The organism is Arthrobacter zhaoxinii, assembly GCF_025244925.1.
GTDB classification, from domain to species: Bacteria; Actinomycetota; Actinomycetes; order Actinomycetales; family Micrococcaceae; genus Arthrobacter_B; species Arthrobacter_B zhaoxinii.
On the sequence record NZ_CP104275.1, the window covers coordinates 811,302 to 828,741 of the forward strand.

Annotated in this window: 16 protein-coding genes; 9 read left to right on the plus strand and 7 right to left on the minus strand. The window is 65.7% G+C overall.

All coding sequences use genetic code 11. The features are described 5' to 3' along the window. Positions 1-4: 4 nt before the first annotated feature. Positions 5-1,114 carry an alpha/beta hydrolase gene (locus N2K95_RS03795; RefSeq protein ID WP_260652994.1) on the minus strand — a complete coding sequence of 370 codons (1,110 nt, stop codon included), beginning with the start codon at positions 1,112-1,114 and terminating at the stop codon, positions 5-7. A 154-nt stretch (positions 1,115-1,268) separates the two neighbouring features. After that, positions 1,269-2,675, minus strand: coding sequence for a vanillate/3-O-methylgallate O-demethylase (gene ligM / locus N2K95_RS03800; protein WP_260652995.1), 1,407 nt, complete (start codon positions 2,673-2,675; stop codon positions 1,269-1,271). Positions 2,676-2,993: 318 nt separating this feature from the next. On the opposite strand from ligM, the gene N2K95_RS03805 reads away from it, so the two are divergent. Next, positions 2,994-3,971 carry an ABC transporter substrate-binding protein gene (locus tag N2K95_RS03805; protein ID WP_260652996.1) on the plus strand — a complete coding sequence of 326 codons (978 nt, stop codon included), beginning with the start codon at positions 2,994-2,996 and terminating at the stop codon, positions 3,969-3,971. A gap of 2 nt (positions 3,972-3,973) precedes the next feature. On the opposite strand, the gene N2K95_RS03810 is transcribed toward N2K95_RS03805, so the two are convergent. The 3 genes from N2K95_RS03810 to N2K95_RS03820 all read right to left on the minus strand — a co-directional run bounded on the left by N2K95_RS03810 (position 3,974) and on the right by N2K95_RS03820 (position 7,509). After that, entirely contained in the window at positions 3,974-4,834 is an 861-nt protein-coding gene (locus N2K95_RS03810; protein WP_260652997.1) for a methylenetetrahydrofolate reductase, read from the minus strand. A gap of 53 nt (positions 4,835-4,887) precedes the next feature. After that, a complete protein-coding gene (locus N2K95_RS03815; protein WP_260652998.1) occupies positions 4,888-6,627 on the minus strand; it encodes an L-lactate permease in 1,740 nt (579 codons plus the stop codon). Positions 6,628-6,801: 174 nt separating this feature from the next. Next, positions 6,802-7,509 carry a YoaK family protein gene (locus N2K95_RS03820; RefSeq protein WP_260652999.1) on the minus strand — a complete coding sequence of 236 codons (708 nt, stop codon included), beginning with the start codon at positions 7,507-7,509 and terminating at the stop codon, positions 6,802-6,804. A gap of 125 nt (positions 7,510-7,634) precedes the next feature. Between N2K95_RS03820 and N2K95_RS03825 the strand changes: the two genes are divergently transcribed. From N2K95_RS03825 to N2K95_RS03835, 3 genes are all read left to right on the plus strand, one after another. Further along, positions 7,635-9,449, plus strand: coding sequence for a gamma-glutamyltransferase family protein (locus N2K95_RS03825; RefSeq protein WP_260653000.1), 1,815 nt, complete (start codon positions 7,635-7,637; stop codon positions 9,447-9,449). After that, the gene (locus N2K95_RS03830) at positions 9,433-10,116 is read left to right on the plus strand and encodes a GntR family transcriptional regulator (RefSeq protein ID WP_260653001.1); all 684 of its coding nucleotides are present in this window, start codon (positions 9,433-9,435) and stop codon (positions 10,114-10,116) included. Before N2K95_RS03825 ends, N2K95_RS03830 begins: the two co-directional genes overlap by 17 nt. Positions 10,117-10,218: 102 nt before the next feature. After that, positions 10,219-11,181 carry an L-lactate dehydrogenase gene (locus N2K95_RS03835; protein ID WP_255793141.1) on the plus strand — a complete coding sequence of 321 codons (963 nt, stop codon included), beginning with the start codon at positions 10,219-10,221 and terminating at the stop codon, positions 11,179-11,181. Positions 11,182-11,262: 81 nt separating this feature from the next. Here N2K95_RS03835 and putP read toward each other — a convergent pair whose 3' ends face one another. Together putP and N2K95_RS03845 are read right to left on the minus strand one after the other, a co-directional pair. Then, entirely contained in the window at positions 11,263-12,771 is a 1,509-nt protein-coding gene (gene putP / locus N2K95_RS03840; RefSeq protein WP_260653002.1) for a sodium/proline symporter PutP, read from the minus strand. Positions 12,772-12,830: 59 nt separating this feature from the next. Next, positions 12,831-13,559 (minus strand): DUF72 domain-containing protein, encoded by a 729-nt coding sequence (locus N2K95_RS03845; RefSeq protein ID WP_260653003.1) that lies wholly within the window; start codon positions 13,557-13,559, stop codon positions 12,831-12,833. 114 nt (positions 13,560-13,673) lie between these two features. Between N2K95_RS03845 and N2K95_RS03850 the strand changes: the two genes are divergently transcribed. The 5 genes from N2K95_RS03850 to N2K95_RS03870 all read left to right on the plus strand — a co-directional run bounded on the left by N2K95_RS03850 (position 13,674) and on the right by N2K95_RS03870 (position 17,352). Next, the gene (locus tag N2K95_RS03850; RefSeq protein WP_260653004.1) at positions 13,674-14,186 is read left to right on the plus strand and encodes an SRPBCC family protein; all 513 of its coding nucleotides are present in this window, start codon (positions 13,674-13,676) and stop codon (positions 14,184-14,186) included. Positions 14,187-14,302: 116 nt separating this feature from the next. After that, positions 14,303-15,292: an LLM class flavin-dependent oxidoreductase gene (locus N2K95_RS03855; protein WP_260653005.1), complete on the plus strand. Its 990-nt coding sequence runs from the start codon at positions 14,303-14,305 to the stop codon at positions 15,290-15,292. 42 nt (positions 15,293-15,334) lie between these two features. Continuing rightward, a complete protein-coding gene (locus N2K95_RS03860; RefSeq protein ID WP_260653006.1) occupies positions 15,335-15,805 on the plus strand; it encodes an acyl-CoA thioesterase in 471 nt (156 codons plus the stop codon). A gap of 115 nt (positions 15,806-15,920) precedes the next feature. Then, entirely contained in the window at positions 15,921-16,466 is a 546-nt protein-coding gene (locus N2K95_RS03865) for a DUF421 domain-containing protein (protein WP_260653007.1), read from the plus strand. Positions 16,467-16,584: 118 nt separating this feature from the next. Further along, the gene (locus N2K95_RS03870; protein ID WP_260653008.1) at positions 16,585-17,352 is read left to right on the plus strand and encodes a VWA domain-containing protein; all 768 of its coding nucleotides are present in this window, start codon (positions 16,585-16,587) and stop codon (positions 17,350-17,352) included. Positions 17,353-17,440 lie beyond the last annotated feature (88 nt).

Consider the following 17,440-nt stretch of genomic DNA (forward strand, 5'->3'; position numbering starts at 1 on the left):
ACAGCTAAGCGGCGAGCCGCCGTTTGGTGGAGGCGAGGTCCTTGTGGAGGTCCCTGCCAAGGGAGATCACCTTTTCCGGGGCCCGCCCGGGCAGGGCGGATACGCCGGTCACGTCCGCCAGGAAAGCAACCGTGGAGTGCAGTGATTCCATCGCCTCGGGGCGGTGCAGCTGGAACTGGTATTCGTGTCCCAGCTTCGGTTGATAATCCTTCGGCCAGAACCTGCGGCGGACGGGTACCCCAAGGTCCTCGAGCCTGTCGGCCAGGGGGATCGACTGCTCGAGGGTCAGGTTGTCGCCGTTTCCGCTGGAGATGTAGGTGGGTGGAAAGCGGTGATCCACGTGTTTCGGAATGCACATGTGGTCTGCAGCGGGGGTGGCGGCCCAGTTCCTGGAGCCGGTGTAGGCCCACAGGGCCTTTCGAAGTCCCCAGCCCACCGGTCCGGCCATGCGGGCCACGGAGTCCAGGTCGAAGACGCCGCAGTTCAACACGATTCCGCGCAGCTGCCCGGGACCGGCGGCGGGAATAACCCCGGTGTCCCGGGCATACTCCGGGTTGGTGATGACCAGGGCCAGCTGTGCGGCCAGCTGCGCGCCGGCGGAATCGCCGGCCAGGACAATCCGGTCGGGGTCCAGTCCGTAGCGGTCCGCGCGCTCGCGGATGAAGCCCAGCGCAGCGTTCAGCTCTTTCACCGCGGTTGGATAGACGGCTTCGGGGGAGATGGAATACCCGACCCCCAATACGGCGTAACCGTAACCGGCCAGGAGCTTGAGATACGGCGCCACATCGTCCTTGGAGCCGGAAATCCATGCTCCGCCGTGGATCCACATCACCACCGGGAGCGGTTTCCGGGCCGGAACGTCAGGCAGGAACAGGTCAAGGGAAGGTTTTCCCTCCGACGCCAGATACTGAAGGTTCCGGTGTCCGGTCACCGTGAACCGCGGGATGTGGGGAAGGACCTTCTTCACCGGAACCCTGCCTGCACCGGCGAAGACCCCGCGGATGAGCAGTGCAGCCGGCCGGGGATCCCGCTGCAGTGCGGCGGCAGCGCTGATCCCGGCAACAGCGGCCGCCCCGGCCAGGAACCCCGCCGAAGTAAGCGAGGAGAGCTTCATGCCCTTAAGCTAAATCCCCGGAAACAGGCCCCTTTCGGCAGGTTCCGCGTCCTGAAGCGGCTCCGGGCCGGCAGCTGCGAGGAATCTCATGGCCGGTGGTGTTGGACGGCACTGCGGGGCCGCGCCGGACGCTGCAACGCCCGGCGCGGCCGCGTCAGGCCGGGCTGTTCCCCGTACGCCAGCCGCCCTTGTACTCCTTGCGGACCGTTTCGGAGAACGGCACCGGGCTCACGGTTGCACGCACATTGAACTGCCGGTGCGGTTCCACGGTTGTCTTGGCGCTGCCGCCGTCGGGCTCGCCCCACACCACCCGGAGTTCGGCACCCAGGGGCACCGACGGATCGACCGTTGCCAGCGACAGGCCGCGGCGCTCGTTGGCCGAGTATCCGGTGAACATGGAGACGCCCACAACGTTTCCGTCCGCATCGATGACGGAGTCGTAGTTGGAGGAACCGTAGTTGGCCAGGGGAAGGTCGAAGTGCTTATACGGTTCCTCCGTGCTCAACGGTGAGGCCAGGATCTTCCCCAGGTCTTCGGCGTTCCAGTCCAACGTCACCTTGCGGCGCTGTGCTGCCGGGTCCATCTGTTCCAGGGCCTCCCGGCCGATGAAGTCGTGGTCGAACTTGACGAAGGATCCGTAACCCAGTTCCCACGGGGTCAGGTAGTAGTCCTCGATGTTCGGGCTGACAAAGCTGCCTGCAATGGCGTTGGAGGCTTCGTAGCTGTCCGCTCCCAGCCACTCCCGGTACGGCCGCAGCTCCTCCCCGGTGTAAATGGCCGGCAGCGGAGAAGGGATCCAGCCGGACTCGAGCGTGTTGGACGGATAGGCGCGGGCGCCGACGGCGGCCATTCCGTACTCCGCGCCGACCTCCATGATGGCGTCCCGCACTTTTTCATAGGAGCCGTAGTCGCCCCAGATCTCCAGCCCCGGAGCTCCGGCCATGCCGTGGCGAAGCGTCCGGACCCGTTCGCCGGCAATGCTCATGTGGTCCATGTTGAAGAATTTCAGCTGCTCCACTGAGGAGCCGTTCAGTTGCTCGATGATCTGCCAGGCGTTGGGGCCCTGGATTTGGAACCGCCAGTAGCGGCGGGATACCGGGCGGCCCATCGGCCGTGAGGGGGAGCGCCGGTCAACCTGGACGTCGAGGTCATAACCACCGGTTTCGGCGTTGAACAGCAGCCAGTTGGCAGCCGGTGCTCGTCCCACGTAGATGTATTCGTCGTCGTCCTCGTGGAAGAGAATGCCGTCACCGATGACGTGGCCCGACGGGCCGGTGGGAACGTACTGCTTCGCCTTGTTGACCGGGAAATTCGCCACACTGTTGACCGCGGTGTCAGAGATCAGCTTCAGGGCGTCGGGGCCCTTGATGAACAGGTTGTCCATATGGTGGGACTGGTCAAACAACACCGCCGTCTCGCGCCAGGCCCGCTGTTCGCTGCGCCAGTTGCTGAACTCTGGCGCCACGACGGGATAGATGTACGCTCCGATCTGGGAATTGCGGAGCCGATCCACGACATTGCCGCTCGCGTCCAGGACGTCCTGCAGATTCTTAGGTGCCACGTTGAACCTCTTCTTCGCTGGGATATGGAAACGTTTCTTCTCCGAAAGCAGCCCCTCCGCCGGCGGACCACGGATACAACTTGCCGTCCCTGGCCCGCCCGCGGAGAAGCAGCACGGATTGTCCCGACCCTAGGGCCATCTTGGAGTGCTGTCGAGAGCCCCCACGGAGGAGCCCTCCCGGAGGAGCCCCGGCGCCGGGGCTCCGACACGCCGCCGGAGACCTCGCTGGCCGAGCAGGCTAAACGCGGCTAGGGTGCAGCTACCGACAGGGCAGCCGGGACCTGGCTTGCCTCCGGCACGGAAAAACTGGAGGGCACGATGAGGAAAACCGGTGTAGCTGCGGTCCTGGCGGCGGCCTTATTCGGCGTTACGGGATGCAGCGGCGGTTCGCCGTCGTCCGAAACCGAGACTGAAGCCAGCGGGGACCTGGTGCCGATAGAAGTGGGGGTCATTCCCATCGTGGATGTGGCTCCGATCTATCTAGGGGTGGAGCAGGGCTTCTTCGAGGACGAAGGCCTGGAACTGACCCTGACGCCTGCACAGGGCGGGGCGGCAATTGTCCCGGCAGTCACCTCGGGGCAGATGGCGTTCGGCTTCTCCAATGTGACCTCCATGATCGTGGGCAAGTCCAAGGGTCTGCCCATCCGGATGGTGGCTCCGGGCGCCAGCACCACCGGCGATGTCGATGCGGACTTCGCGTCGGTGATGACGCTTCCGGGCAGCGGGATCGAGGAAACCGCGGATCTGGCAGGCAAGAGGGTGGGCGTGAATACGCTCAACAACATTTCAGACTCCACCATTTCCGAAGCAGTGAAGCAGGCCGGCGGCGACTACGAGAGCATCGAGTTTGTCGAAATGCAGTTTCCCGACATGCCGGCCCAGCTCGACGCCGGCAACGTGGACGCCATTGCCGCAGTGGAACCCTTTGTGACGATCACCGAGGCACAGGGCGCCGTTCCGGTGTTCTCCAACTACGCGGAGCCCATCAAGGACCTCACCGTGGCTGTTTATTTCACGTCGGACCAGTACGCGCAGGAGAACCCGGAGACACTGGACAAGTTTGTCCGTGCGATGACGGCATCGCTGGAATATGCCGATGCGAATCCTGACGAGGTTCGCGCCGTGCTGCCGACCTACACCTCGCTGGAACCCGACGTCATCGAGCAGCTGACCCTGCCGAGGTACTACGGCGAGATCAACCAGGATTCCCTGGAGGAGGTTATGCGCATCTCGCTCGACCGCGGCCTGATCGAGGAAGAACCTGATCTGGAAGCGCTCCTGCCCCGGTCCGGTTAGGTTCAGCTGCGGTATCCGTGCACCCATTCCGCCGTGGTTTTGATTCCGCCGAACGTGTAGAAATGCAGCCGGACATCGCCGTGGAGCGCCGGTGAAAGAGCCTGGCCCAGGTCCTGGATGAACCGGTCCGGGCCGGCCGTGCCGAGCAGATTGGTCAGGGAAAACCCGTACTTGTGGGCGATTCCTGCCGAGGAGGCAACACCGAACCGGCGGGCATAACCCAGGAGGCGCTTCACGCCGGCGGGCCCGGGGACGCCGATCCGGACGGGTGCATTCACACCGCGGCTGCGAAGTTCCTCAAGCCAGGTGAGGACGGGAGCGACGTCGAAACCGAACTGCGTGGTGATCGAAGCCTCCAGTCCGCCCTGGTCCAGCGCGGAGATTTTGTCTTGCAGAGCCTTCCAGAGGGTGTCGGTATCAATGTCCGGATGTCCTTCGGGATAGCCGCTGATGCTAACGGCGCGGACCCCGTGCCCTGGGAGCATCTCGCTGCGGATCACGGACAGCGCGTCAGGAAAGGGGCCCAGCGGGGAGACCGGGTCTCCGCCGACCACAAAGAGTTCACGCGTGGCGTCGGCTTCCTCGAGCGCCGCCAGGAACTTGCCGAGGTCTTCCCGGGACTCCAGCCGCCGCGCGGAAATATGCGGAACGGGAACGAACCCGCCGGCCCGGACCGTCGCCGCAGCGGCGACGCGCATCGGCAGGTCTTCATTCCCCAGGAAGGTCACGTTGATCCGCGTCCCCGCGGGGAGGGAAGGCTGCGCTTCCTGGAGTGCGCCGATGTCCTTGCCGGTCATCTCGAGCGAGAAGTCGGTGAGGAGCCGAGCGGGGGCGGACGGCGTTTCCGTGGGGTCTTCAGTCATGCGCGTTACCCTAGCGACCGCTGAAACCGGTGTCCATGGTTCCGCTCCCGGGCTTACGGCAGCATCCACTCGAGGACGGGAGTGGACTGCAGATAAACCAGGATGCACAGGGCCAGGAGCAGCAGCACGCTCCAGCCGATCACTTTGCGCAGCAGCACCGATTCCTGCCCGCTCATATTCACGGCGGCCGCACCGATGGCCAGATTCTGCGGGCTGATCAGCTTGCCCATCACGCCGCCTCCGGTGTTGGCGGCAACCATGAGCTGGGGATCCAGGCCGGCTTCAATTCCGGCTGTCTGCTGCAGCTTGGCGAACAGGGCGTTGGCGGAGGTATCGGAACCGGTGACGGCCGTACCGATCCAGCCGAGCACGGGGGAGAGGAAGGCAAAGAAGCCGCCGGTGGCAGCCAGCCAGGTACCGATGGACACGGTCTGCCCGGAAAAGTTCATCACGTACGCCAGTGCCAGCACCCCAAGGATGGTCAGCGCCGCGGAACGCATCCGCACCGTCGTCGTCCAGATTTCCCGCACCGCCGCTCCCATGGTCAGCGGATACCGGCCGTTTTCATTGAAGCGCGAGTAGACCAGGGCGACTATCAGGCCCGTGACCAGCAGTAGCGTACCTGGGCTGATCAGCCATTCGAAGGAATAGATCGTGGAGGACTGGGTCTGGCCGTTGCTGTCCAGCAGGGCCTCATGCAGCACCGGCCACGGGATTTCGATGTTGGTCTTCGCGAGTGCCTCGGGCACGTCGATGCCCAGCGTCCACAGGTTCACAAAGCCGAAAATGACAATGACTGCCACATACGGGAACAGCGCCATCCACGCCCGGGACGGGGTCAGCCGATCCTCAGCGGTGTCATCCGCCGAGGTCAGGACGTCCGACGCCGCGCCGGTACCCGAGGGCGTCCATCCACCGGCCCGTGCCTCTGCCAGTTCTGCTTTCATCCGCTGGCCGGCCTCGCCTCCGTTGCGCGGATGCCAGAAGCGCAGGAACCCTACGGCGGCCAGCAAGGCCACGAGGGAGGCCACGATATCGGTGAGTTCGTAGGAGAAATAGTTTGAGCAAAGGAACTGGAAGATGGAGAAGACGACGCCGGTGAACAGGGCTATGGGCCAGCAGTCCCGCAGGCCGCGGCGTCCGTCCAGGATGAACAGCAGGATCAGCGGCACAAACAGGGCCAGCACCGGTGTCTGCCGGCCCACCACGGCACCGATCTCGTCGCCGGTGTAGTTGGTCAGGTTGGCGGCGGTGGTGATGGGGATGGCCAAAGCGCCAAAGGCTACCGGGGCGGTGTTGGCCACCAGCACCGCCGTGGCTGCCCGGATCGGAGCGATGCCCAGGGCCAGCAGCATGGTCACGGTAATGGCCACCGGGGCGCCGAACCCGGCGAGGGCTTCCAGGAGCCCGCCGAAGCAGAAGGCCACCAGGATGGCCTGCACTCTCAGGTCTCCGCCGCCGATCGCGTCGAAGACCCTTCGCAGGTCCTCAAACCGGCCACTGAGCACTGTCACCTGATACAGCCACACGGCCATCACGATGATCCAGACCACGGGGAACAGCCCGAAGGCCGCGCCCTGCGTGGCGGAGAGCAGTGCCAGACCAAGAGGCATGCCGAAACCGAAGACCCCGACGGCGAGCGCCACCAGCAGTGCCCACGCTCCGGCTACATACGCCCGCGTTTTGGCGAAGGCCAGCAGGAAGAAAAACGTCAGCAGCGGAAGCAGCGCCACCAGAGCGGACAGGGCAACGCTGTTGAGGACGGGATCGGTGCTTGGGGTGAAGCTGTCCATAAAGACCTCCACGCCGAGCCGGGGGACGGCTTCAACGGATGGGGCCTCCCGGGCCAAGCCGGCACACCGGCTCAACCGGGGAAGCGCTGGGACAAGCGTTCATTAAAGCGTACGGCGGTGTATCCGGCTGGTAACCCCCGGCAGGCATCTGCGGGCCTCACTCCGGGCAGGAAACTACGCCGAGACTCCTGCGCCACTGCGCTCGCGGTGGTGGCGGACGTAACCGGTCACGGCCACCGCAATCGAGATAACGGCCGAGATGGTCAATCCCAGCCAGAGCCCGACCTGCAGGGCAGCAGCGCCGGCTACCGCTCCAAGCAGAATCAGGGCAATCGCGAGGGCACGGCGGACCCAGTGCTTGCTGTCCCCGCCGGCCAGGCGCGAATCCGAGGCGAGCCCCGTGATGGTTGAGGTCACCACCACTGTGGTGATCTCAGCGACCTTCATCCGCTTGGCGGTCGCGGCCTGGATGCCCATCGAGATGGCGAGAGCCGACGTCGTGATGCTGCCCAACAGGGAACTGCCCTGTACATCCACCACCGCCGTGAGGACAGCCAATGTGGTGATGACACCGGCGACCACCATCAGCGACACAGTGGTCCGCCCGGACCAGCCCTCCGGCCCCCTGCGCAGCATCCGTCCGGCCAGGGCCGCACCCAGCATGAAGAAGATCAGCGCCAGGACAGGGCGCAGGATCGGCAGGTCGGCACCGCCTTCGGCAAAGGCCATGCCCAGCAGCACCACGTTGCCCGTCATATTTCCGGTGAAGACCCGGTCAAGGCCCAAGTAGCCGACGGCGTCGATCACCCCGGTGGAGAAGGTCAGGGCCAGCATCAGCCAAAGATGCACCCGTTCGGTAGGTACGGCGTTGAGTCGTTTCACTGGCGGAATGTCTCCTTAGGCAGCCGTCCGTATACGAACGCGTGGCGGAATGTCCGATTGTATTCAAAATTGCGGCAGATGATGCAAGGATTCCCCTAACTACGTTGTCTCCCGAAAGCTGACCCATGACCTACACCGCCCCGGCTTCCTTCACTACCCGGCCCACCCTGCAGGGCACGTTCGGCATGAGCGCGTCGACGCATTGGCTTGCCACGGCTTCGGCGCAGGCCGTGCTCGAGCGTGGTGGAAATGCCTTCGATGCCGCGGTGGCGGGTGCCTTTGTGCTGCATGTCGTGGAACCGCACCTCAATGGTCCGGGCGGGGACATGACCGGCATTTTCGCGACGGCGGAGAACCCGAAAGAACCGGTGGTGCTGATGGGCCAGGGGCCGGCTCCCGCCGCAGCCACCCGGGAGCATTACCTCGCTGAAGGACTGGAACTGGTGCCCGGTGCCGGTGCCCTCGCCGCAGCAGTTCCCGCCGCCGTCGATGCGTGGTTGCTGCTGCTGCGGGACCACGGCACCTGGGAACTGGCCGACGTCCTGGCCTTCGCGGTGGATTATGCCCGCAGCGGCCACCCCGTCCTGGGCCGTGTCGGCGCCACCATCGAGTCCGTGGCGGAGCTGTTCACCGAGCACTGGCCCACCTCGGCCGCACAGTGGATGCCCGAAGACCGGGTTCCGCGGGAGGGCGAAATTATCCGCAACGAGGCCTACGCCAAGGTGCTGGACCGCCTGATCGGGGCCGGCGCCGGCGCGGGCAGCCGGGCCGAACGGATCGATGCCGCCCGGCACGAATGGCGCGGGGGTTTTGTGGCACGTGCCGCCGCCGAGTTCGCGGCCGCACCGCACCGCCATTCCTCGGGCACCGACCATGCCGGCGTTATAACCGCCGCAGACTTCGCGGCGTTTGAAGCGGGATTTGAACCTGCCGTCACGTTCGACTTCCGCGGCTACACCATTGCCAAAACCGGGGCCTGGGGGCAGGGGCCGGCGCTGCTGCAGACCCTGGCCATCCTCGCCGGTTTCGACGACGAACGGCTGGATCCTTCCACCGTGCTGGGCGCCCACACCATTCTCGAGGCCCAGAAGCTGGCGATCGCGGACCGCGAGGCGTACTACGGTGACGCGGAAGTTCCACTCGACTACCTGCTCAGCGAGGACTATGCCGCGGAACGCCGCGCGCTCATCACGGACCGGGCTTCCTCCGCTTTTCGCCCCGGCACGGTGCCCGGCCACACGCCCTTTGTGCCGCCGCTGCGCACCGAGTACCTGCCGCCCGCCCTGGCCGGAGCGGGCGGCGCTGGCTTTGCCGGCGTCGGCGAACCGACGGTGATGCCCACCGGCGAGACCCGCGGGGACACCTGCCACATCGACGTCGTGGACCGGTGGGGCAACATGGTTTCCGCCACCCCGTCGGGAGGCTGGCTGCAGTCCTCCCCGACCATCCCGGAACTCGGTTTCTGCCTGGGCTCGCGGCTGCAGATGACCTGGCTGGAAGAGGGCGCCCCGTCCACCCTGGCTCCGGGGAAACGGCCCCGCACCACCCTGACCCCTACGTTGGTCCTGAAGGACGGCAAACCGGTGGTGGCCCTGGGCTCGCCCGGCGGGGACCAGCAGGACCAGTGGCAGCTGCTGTATCTGCTGCGCACCATCGTCGGCGGGTACACCCCGCAGCAGGCCATAGATGCCCCCGCCCTGCACACCACATCCATTCCCGGTTCGTTCTGGCCGCGGACATGGACGCCCTGCGGGGCAGTGGTGGAGGACCGGCTGGGGGAGGACGTGATTGCCGGGCTGGAAGCCCGCGGCCATGCGGTGACCCGTGCGGGGGACTGGGCGCTGGGCCGGCTGTCTGCGGTGGTACGCGAACCGGACTCGGGCCTGCTGCAGGCAGCCGCGAATCCGCGGGGAGCGCAGGGGTATGCCGCCGGGCGCTGACGGCTCCCCGCGCATCCAGGACACGATCCGGCAGGACATCATCTTCGGCCGGCTGAGCCCCGGAATGCGCATCACGGAGGCGTCGCTGGCGGAAAGGTACGGCATCTCCCGGGTGCCGGTGCGCGAGGCGCTGCGGGCGCTGGAGGCGGAGGGGTTCGTGGACTCGCGGCCCTACGCAGGATCCACGGTTTCGGAGATACCCGTGGACGAAGCCGATGACCTGTTTGCCGTGCGTGCAGTGGTGGAAGCCGCCACTGCGCGCCGGGCGGCAGGGCATGCCGCCCGCCAGCTAGGCACCGGCGTTCCGGACGGAACGTGGTGGGAGGCACGGAGGACTATTGCCGGGATTCTCGACGCCGGGGACGCCGCAGTGGCCGCCGGGGACCTGCACCTGCTGCCGGATTTGAATGTGCGCTTCCACCTCGGTGTTGCGGCGCTGGCCGGGAGCCCGTCACTGACCGCCCTGCTGCGCCAGCTCGCGGGCAAGATCGAATGGCTGTACGCGGCCGACGTCGAGTCCCGCGGCAAGGACTCGTGGAGCGAGCACCGCAGGATCATGGCCGCGGTCGACGCCGGGGAGACGGCCCGTGCAGCGGAGCTGATGGAGGCCCACGTCCGGCAGTCCCGCTCGGGCTACCTGAGCCGGTTCGGTTCGTCACGGGACTAACCGGGACTAGCCGGGACGAACCCGGACTGACCGTTCCGTTCGCGAGGGCACCGAGCCTATAGTGCAGGAGGGGTTCCTTCCTACTGTGAGCGAGGCTTCACCATGGCCAATATCACCACCCGGCCCGTCACCAAACTCGGAATCGTGGGAGCCGGAAGCGTCGGCACCTCGCTGGCTTACGCCGCCATCATCCGGGATACGGCCCGCCGCATCGCGATTTACGACATCGACGCCGTCCGGGCCGAAGCCGAAGGGCTGGACCTGGCTCACGGCACCCAGTTCACCGGCGCCAATACGGTCACCGGCAGCGGCAATGTCGAGGACCTGGCCGGCTCCGACGTCATCGTGATCACCGCGGGTGCCCGGCAGCAGCCGGGCCAGAGCAGGCTGGACCTGGCCGGCACCAACGTGCGCATCCTGGAGAAGCTGATGCCGCAGCTGATTGCCCAGGCGCCGGACGCGGTCTACATCCTGGTGACCAACCCTGCGGATGTGCTGGCCGTCGCTGCGCAGAAGATCGGCGGCCTGCCGCGCAACCGGATCTTCTCTTCCGGCACGGTGCTGGACACATCCCGCCTGCGGCTGCTGCTGGCCCGCGAAGCGCACGTGCTGATGACCAGCGTGCACGCGACCATCATCGGGGAACACGGCGACTCCGAGTTTCCGGTGTGGTCCAATGCGAGCATCGGCCCGGTCCCCATCCGGGAGTGGGAAATCAGTGGCCGGCAGGTATTCACCGACGAGTTCCTCGCCGCTGCCACGAACGACGTCGTCAATGCGGCCTATCAGGTGATCGAGGGCAAAGGTGCCACGAACTACGCGATCGGACTGGCCGGAGTGCGGATAGTCGAGGCAGTGCTGAATGCCGAAAACGCGGTCCTGCCGGTGGCGGCAACACTCGAGGGGGAGTACGGGATCAGCGGCGTCGCGTTGTCCCTTCCCTCCGTCGTGGGCCATAACGGCGTCTACAAGATGCTGGAGATGCCCCTGGACGACGAGGAGGCAGGGAAGCTGACAGCGTCCGCCGAAACCCTGCGCAGCACGCTGGACTCCCTGGGGATCTAGAGGCACATAAATACAGGTATATACGGCGATACCCTCCCGGGGTCCGGGAGGGTATCGGTTCTACACGGGCCGGGCCGGGCCCTAGCCGACTGCGGCAGGCTCCGGCGCCTGCGCCGGTTCCTTCGCCAACCGGGCGGCGTCGCTGAATTCGGCGTCAACCTCCGCGGAGGGCTTGTGGGTGAACAGGCTCACCACCACGGTCAGGACCACATTGATGATGAAACCGGGAACAATCTCGTACAGGGTTCCCGAAAGCGCATCCACGCTGCCCCAGATGTAGGCGGTGAGGGCGCCGGCAATCATGCCCGTCAGTGCCCCGGCGGTGCTCAGGCGGCGCCAGAACAGGGCCAGGAGGATGGTCGGTCCGAACGAAGCGCCGAATCCGGCCCAGGCGAAGCCCACCAGGTCAAGGATGGTGTCATTGCGGCCCAGCGCAATCAGGATGGAAATCACCGAGACCACCAGGACGCCGAGCCGGCCGAGCATCACCAGGGACCGCGGGGAAGCCTCGCGGCGAAGCGCAATCCGGTACAGGTCTTCCACCAGTGCTGACGACGTAACGATCAGCTGGGAGGAAATGGTGCTCATGATCGCGGCCAGCACGGCGGCCAGGACAAAACCGGCCACCAGCGGGTGGAAGAAGATCTGCGCCAGGCTCAGGAAGACCGCCTCGGGCTCATCGAGGGTCAGGTTGTTCTGCTGGAAGTACGCCACACCCACCAGTGCGGTGAGGATGGCACCGACCACGCTGAACAGCATCCAGCCGACGCCGATCCGGCGGCCGGCTTTCGCATCGGCGGGGGAGCGCAGCGCCATGAAGCGGACAATGATGTGCGGCTGGCCGAAGTAGCCCAGCCCCCAGGCGAGTGCGGAAATGATGCCGAGGGCAGTGCCGCCGGCAACCGGGTCCAGCAGCTCCGGGTTCACCTCGCGGAGGGAATCGGTCATACCGCCGAAGCCGCCCACCTTGACCAGGCCAACCACGGGAACCAGCACCAGGGCTGCCACCATCATCAGGCCCTGCACCACGTCGGTGTAGCTGGCCGCGAGGAATCCGCCGAAGAGCGTGTAGGCAATCGTCACGACGGCGACAATCAGCATGCCGGTCACATAGGAGGAGCCGAAGGAGCTTTCGAAGAAGACACCGCCGGCAACCATGCCGGAGGAGACGTAGAACGTGAAGAAGACCAGAATGATCAGGCCTGAGACCACCCGCAGCAGCCGCGAACGGTCCCGAAGCCGGTTCTCCAGGAAGCTGGGCACCGTGATGGAGTTGTTCGCGACCATGGTGTAGGCGCGGAGGCGGGGTGCCACGAACTTCCAGTTCAGCCAGGCCCCGACGGTCAGGCCTACGGCAATCCAGCCTTCCACCAGTCCCGAGACGTAGATGGCGCCAGGCAGGCCCATCAACAGCCACCCGGACATGTCCGACGCCCCGGCGCTCAGGGCGGCGACGCCGGGTTTCAGGTCCCGTCCCGCCAGCATGTAGTCATCCAGGCTGTTGGTTTTGCGGTAGGCCCACCAGCCGATCGCCAGCATGGCCAGCATATAGATCGTCATGGCGATCACTTTGTACGTCTGATCTGTCATTGCTTAGTTGCCGTTCACTAGGTGCGTGTGAGTTGTACGGCGTCCAAGTATGTCAGGAATCACATCGATGTAAGTTCGCGCAGCCGTCGGGCGTTCCGGACCGCATGCCCCTCGAGGTCGTTGTTGAAGTAGGCGTACACGTCTTTGCCCGCGGAGTTCCACTCGCGGATCCGGGCCGCCCACCACTGCAGGTCTTCCTCCGTGTAGGAATCGACGTAGAGCTGCTCCGGGTTCGGTCCGTGCAGGCGGACGTACACAAACGGGGCGGTGGCGCGCAGCATGCAGGGCAGGTGCGCCCCGCTCATGACGGTGTAGGCGGCGCCGTGGCGTTCCAGCAGCCGGAAGACTTCTTCGTGATTCCAGCTGTCGTGGCGGAACTCCACCGTCACCCTGATGGTGTCGGGAAGTTTCGCCAGGAGGTAATCCAGGCGGCCGTCGTCGCGCTCCATGTCCGGGGAAAGCTGAAGCAGGAACACTCCGCTGCGGTCTCCCAGTGCGGTGAAACAGCGCTCGATCCGGCCGATCCATTCGTCCGGATCCCGCAGCTTCCGCCCGTGGGTGAGTCCCCGGGGAGCCTTGACCGAAAAGACGTACCCTTCCGGCAATCGGTCCCGGTAGGCGGCAAACGCCTCCTCGCGGGGCCAGCGGTAAAAGCTGCCGTTGAACTCCACGGTGTCGAATTCACTCGCATACTTTTCCAGCCATACCCGGGCCGGCACGCCCTTTGGGTACAGCACATTGCGCCAGTGGTTGTAGGCCCAGCCCGATGTTCCGATATGGATGCTCACACCATCCAAACTAGCCGCTGGCTGTGCAGCGTTGCGGGATTGTGCGTGCCGTCTCTCCGGTTCCACACTGGAGGGGGATCCCGCCGTGCCACCCCCTGCAGGCAGGAGCGTCGAATGCGTGATCAATTTCCCGACGGCGTGCTGCCGGATGAGGATTTCCTGCACATGGTGCGGGATCTGCCGTCCGGTCCAACCGCAATCTACGAGGCATGGATGGATCTGGCCCGAATTACCTCCTGGTGGGGCGCGGCGGGTTTTATTGTCCCGCCGGACCGCATCTCCGCCCATCAGCACGTCGGCGGGGACTACCAGGCGTGCATGGTCAATACCGCTACCGGCGACGAATTCTGGTGGGGCGGTGAATACCTGGTCCTCGATCCGCCGCACCGATTGGAAGTGACGCAGCAGTGGCAGCAGCCGGACGGTGCTCCTGCGGGCCCGAAGCGGGTGATCAAAGTCGAGCTGCACCCTATGGACACCGGGGAAGGGCCCCCCGTCACCCGCATGACGTTCCGGGAGGGGCCCTTCGCTGCAGCAGACGGGGAAATCGAAGGATACGAAAGCGGGTGGAACGAGTCCTTCAACCGGCTGGCCGGCTATCTGGCCCGACAACGCGGACCGGAGTGACCCAGCCGTCGGCACAGGCGTGCCCCCGGATGAAATAACCCGGGCCGTGCCGCGGTTGCTACTAGCGTGCCCGGGCAAAAAGGTCCGGAGCGCAAGCAACTGAAAGGCACGTTTCAATGACTGTTCCGCTCTCCATTCTCGATCTCGCCATCATCGATGAGGGCGAGACCGCACGTGATTCCTTTGCTTCTTCACTGGCGCTGGCACAGGAAGCGGAAAAGCTCGGCTATACCCGCATTTGGTACGCCGAACACCACAACATGCCCACCATCGCTTCCTCCGCCACCAGTGTGCTGATCGGCTACATTGCCGCGCACACCCAGAGCATCCGGCTCGGCGCCGGCGGGGTTATGCTGCCCAATCATGCTCCGCTGACCATTGCTGAGCAGTTCGGCACCCTCGAAACGCTGTTCCCGGGCCGCATCGACCTTGGCCTCGGCCGTGCCCCCGGCACCGACCAGAAGACCCTGCATGCCCTGCGCCGGGACCACATGTCCTCGGACAGCTTCCCCCAGGACGTCCAGGAGCTGCAGGGCTACCTGAGCGGCAATACCCTGATTCCGGGCATCAACGCGACGCCGGGTGCAGGCACCAACGTGCCGCTGTACATCCTCGGTTCCTCCCTCTTCGGCGCCAAGCTGGCCGCCGCCCTGGGCCTGCCGTACTCCTTTGCCTCGCACTTCGCACCGCAGGCGCTGCAGGACGCCGTCACCATTTACCGCCGCGACTTCAAGCCCTCGGCCCAGCTGGCCGAGCCGTACGTGATTGCCGGTGTGAACGTGGTGGCCGCCGAGACCACCGAAGAAGCGCAGCAGATGTTTGCCGATTCGCAGCGCCGCCGCGTCACCCAGCTCTTCGGCCGGGACCGCACCTTCACCGATGAAGAAGCTGATGCCATCCTTCAGTCGCCGGGCGGACAGCAGGTCAAGCAGATGGGCCGCTACTCGGCCGTCGGCAACCCCGGGGAAGTCCGGGACTACCTCGACTGGTTCACCGGACACGCGCAGGCGGACGAACTGATCGTCGCCACCCAGACCGCCACGCTGGAATCGCGGCTCCGCTCGTTCCAGCTGCTCGCGGATGCTGCGCTGCCCGCAGGCGTCTGATCCCGTCCGCGGGGACTGTTAACGCTGTGCTAGATATGAAGGATGAGCTCTAACTCCTACGTCATCTCCTGCTCCGTCGCTATGCGCTGGGGGGACATGGACGCTTACGGTCATGTCAACAATGTTGAGATTGTCCGCATCCTTGAGGAAGCACGCGTGCATGCCTTCGGCCCTCCCGGCGGAACGGGAGGGCCGGGACAGCAGCCTGCCGTCCCGCTGTTCACTGATGTTCCGCCCGGCACCCAGTCCCTCGTCGTCGAGCACCGAATCCGGTACGTCGCCGAGCTGACGTACCGGAACATCCCCGCCGACGTCGACGTCTGGATCAGCGCGGTCAAGGGCGCCAGCCTCACCCTGGCCTACGTCATTCATGACCCGGTGACCGGCAAGGCCTGCGTGCGGGCCGAGACAACCCTTGCCTTCGTCGACGGCGCTACGGGGGCCCTGCAGCGCCTGACGGCGGCCCAGCGGGACATGGCGGCAGCGCACACCGGGCCTCCGCTCTTCGGCTGACGACAAGGCCGGTGGGCCCGGTGCAGGCCCGCGCCCCCTGTAACCGGCCGACGGCGGCCACTAGCATCTTCGGTAGCTACCGGAAGGTCCGTACCGGAATCCTAGGAGATGCACCGTGTGGCACAACCTCGGCATCACCCCGTCCGAAGCACTCTGGGTCGTCTTGAGCGCCCTGGGCATATATGCCGCCTTCTCCCTGCTGGTCCGCGGCTTCGGGCAACGTGCCCTGGCCAGCTGGTCCACCTTGGACCGGGCGATCGTGATTGCCCTGGGGTCCGTCCTGGGCCGTGTTGTCCTCGGCTACACGCCCACGCTAGCGGCCGGCGTTATCGCGCTGGCCACCATGTTCGGAATGCTGCGGGTTGAAGGCTACCTGCGCAGAAGCGGGTACGGGGCCTACCTCACCAGCCAGCCGATCCTCCTGATGGCAGGAGAAGAGGTTGTCCAGGAGGGGCTCCGGAAGGCCCACATCCTCGAGGAGGAGCTGTACTTCCAGCTGCGGCAGTCCGGCATCCGGAATCTGTCCGAAGTGGCCGTGGCGGTCCTGGAATCCACGGGAGAGGTCAGCATCCTGCGCCGGGGCCAGCTGATTGATCCCCTGCTGCTGAGCAGGGTGCCCAACCAGTCCCGCATTCCGCGGGAACTGCTGCAGCCGGAGTAGGGGCGGCCCGCCGGGCCGTGTCGCGGACGGGTCGCCTGGGCAGGTCTCCGCCGCTCTCCGGGTACGCTTCTGGCTACCTGCCCCTGAGACGGGCGCCACATTAGAGCAAAGGACCACCATGCCCCTTTCACTCGACAAGGTCGCCGAAAAGGCGCCTTCCCTCCTCAGCCTCGCGAAGAACGCCTCAGCTGCCGTGGATATGTCCGGGCTGAACGGCCAGACCGCCAAGGTCGCCCTCGTACTGGACTTCTCCGCGTCCATGCACTCCCAGTATCGGTCCGGCGCCATGCAGCGGCTGGCCGAGAAGGTCCTGGCCCTGGCCACGCAGTTCGACGACGACGGCGCCATCGACTTTTTCGTCTTCGACAGCGGCGCAGCGCATCTGGGCGAAATCAGCCTCGATGATTTCAGCGACGGCGTCTCCCGCCTGATCGGTAAGCGGCGGATGGGTACCACTAACTACGCTGCGGCCTTCCTGGCTGTCCGGGACCACTTTGGGTTTCCGGCGGCACTGAAGACATCAACGCGGAAGGGGCTGTTCGGCGGCCCGAAGAAGGTGGAGCCGGCAGCGGGCACTGTGCCCGCCGACCAGCCCGTCTACGCGCTCTTCCTGACGGACGGCGCTCCTGACAGCAAGCCTGCGGCCGTCAAGGCGCTGACCGAGGTCAGTACTACGCCGATCTTCTGGAAGTTCCTGTCCATCGGCCGCGAGGAGATGGCCTTCCTGCAGAAGCTTGACGATCTTGACGAACGCTTCATCGACAACGCCGACTACAAGGCCGTGGGCGACACCGACCAGCTGTCCGACACCGCCTTGTTTGAGGCCATGCTGGACGAGTATCCGGCCTGGATTGCCGAGGCCCGTACCAAGGGCCTGATCAGGTAGTACGGGGCCCCGGGGGAGTGGATTAGGCGTCCGGGCAAACCTCGTGTAGGCTGAAACGCAGTTGTTGTGTTGCGCATTTTGTATTTCA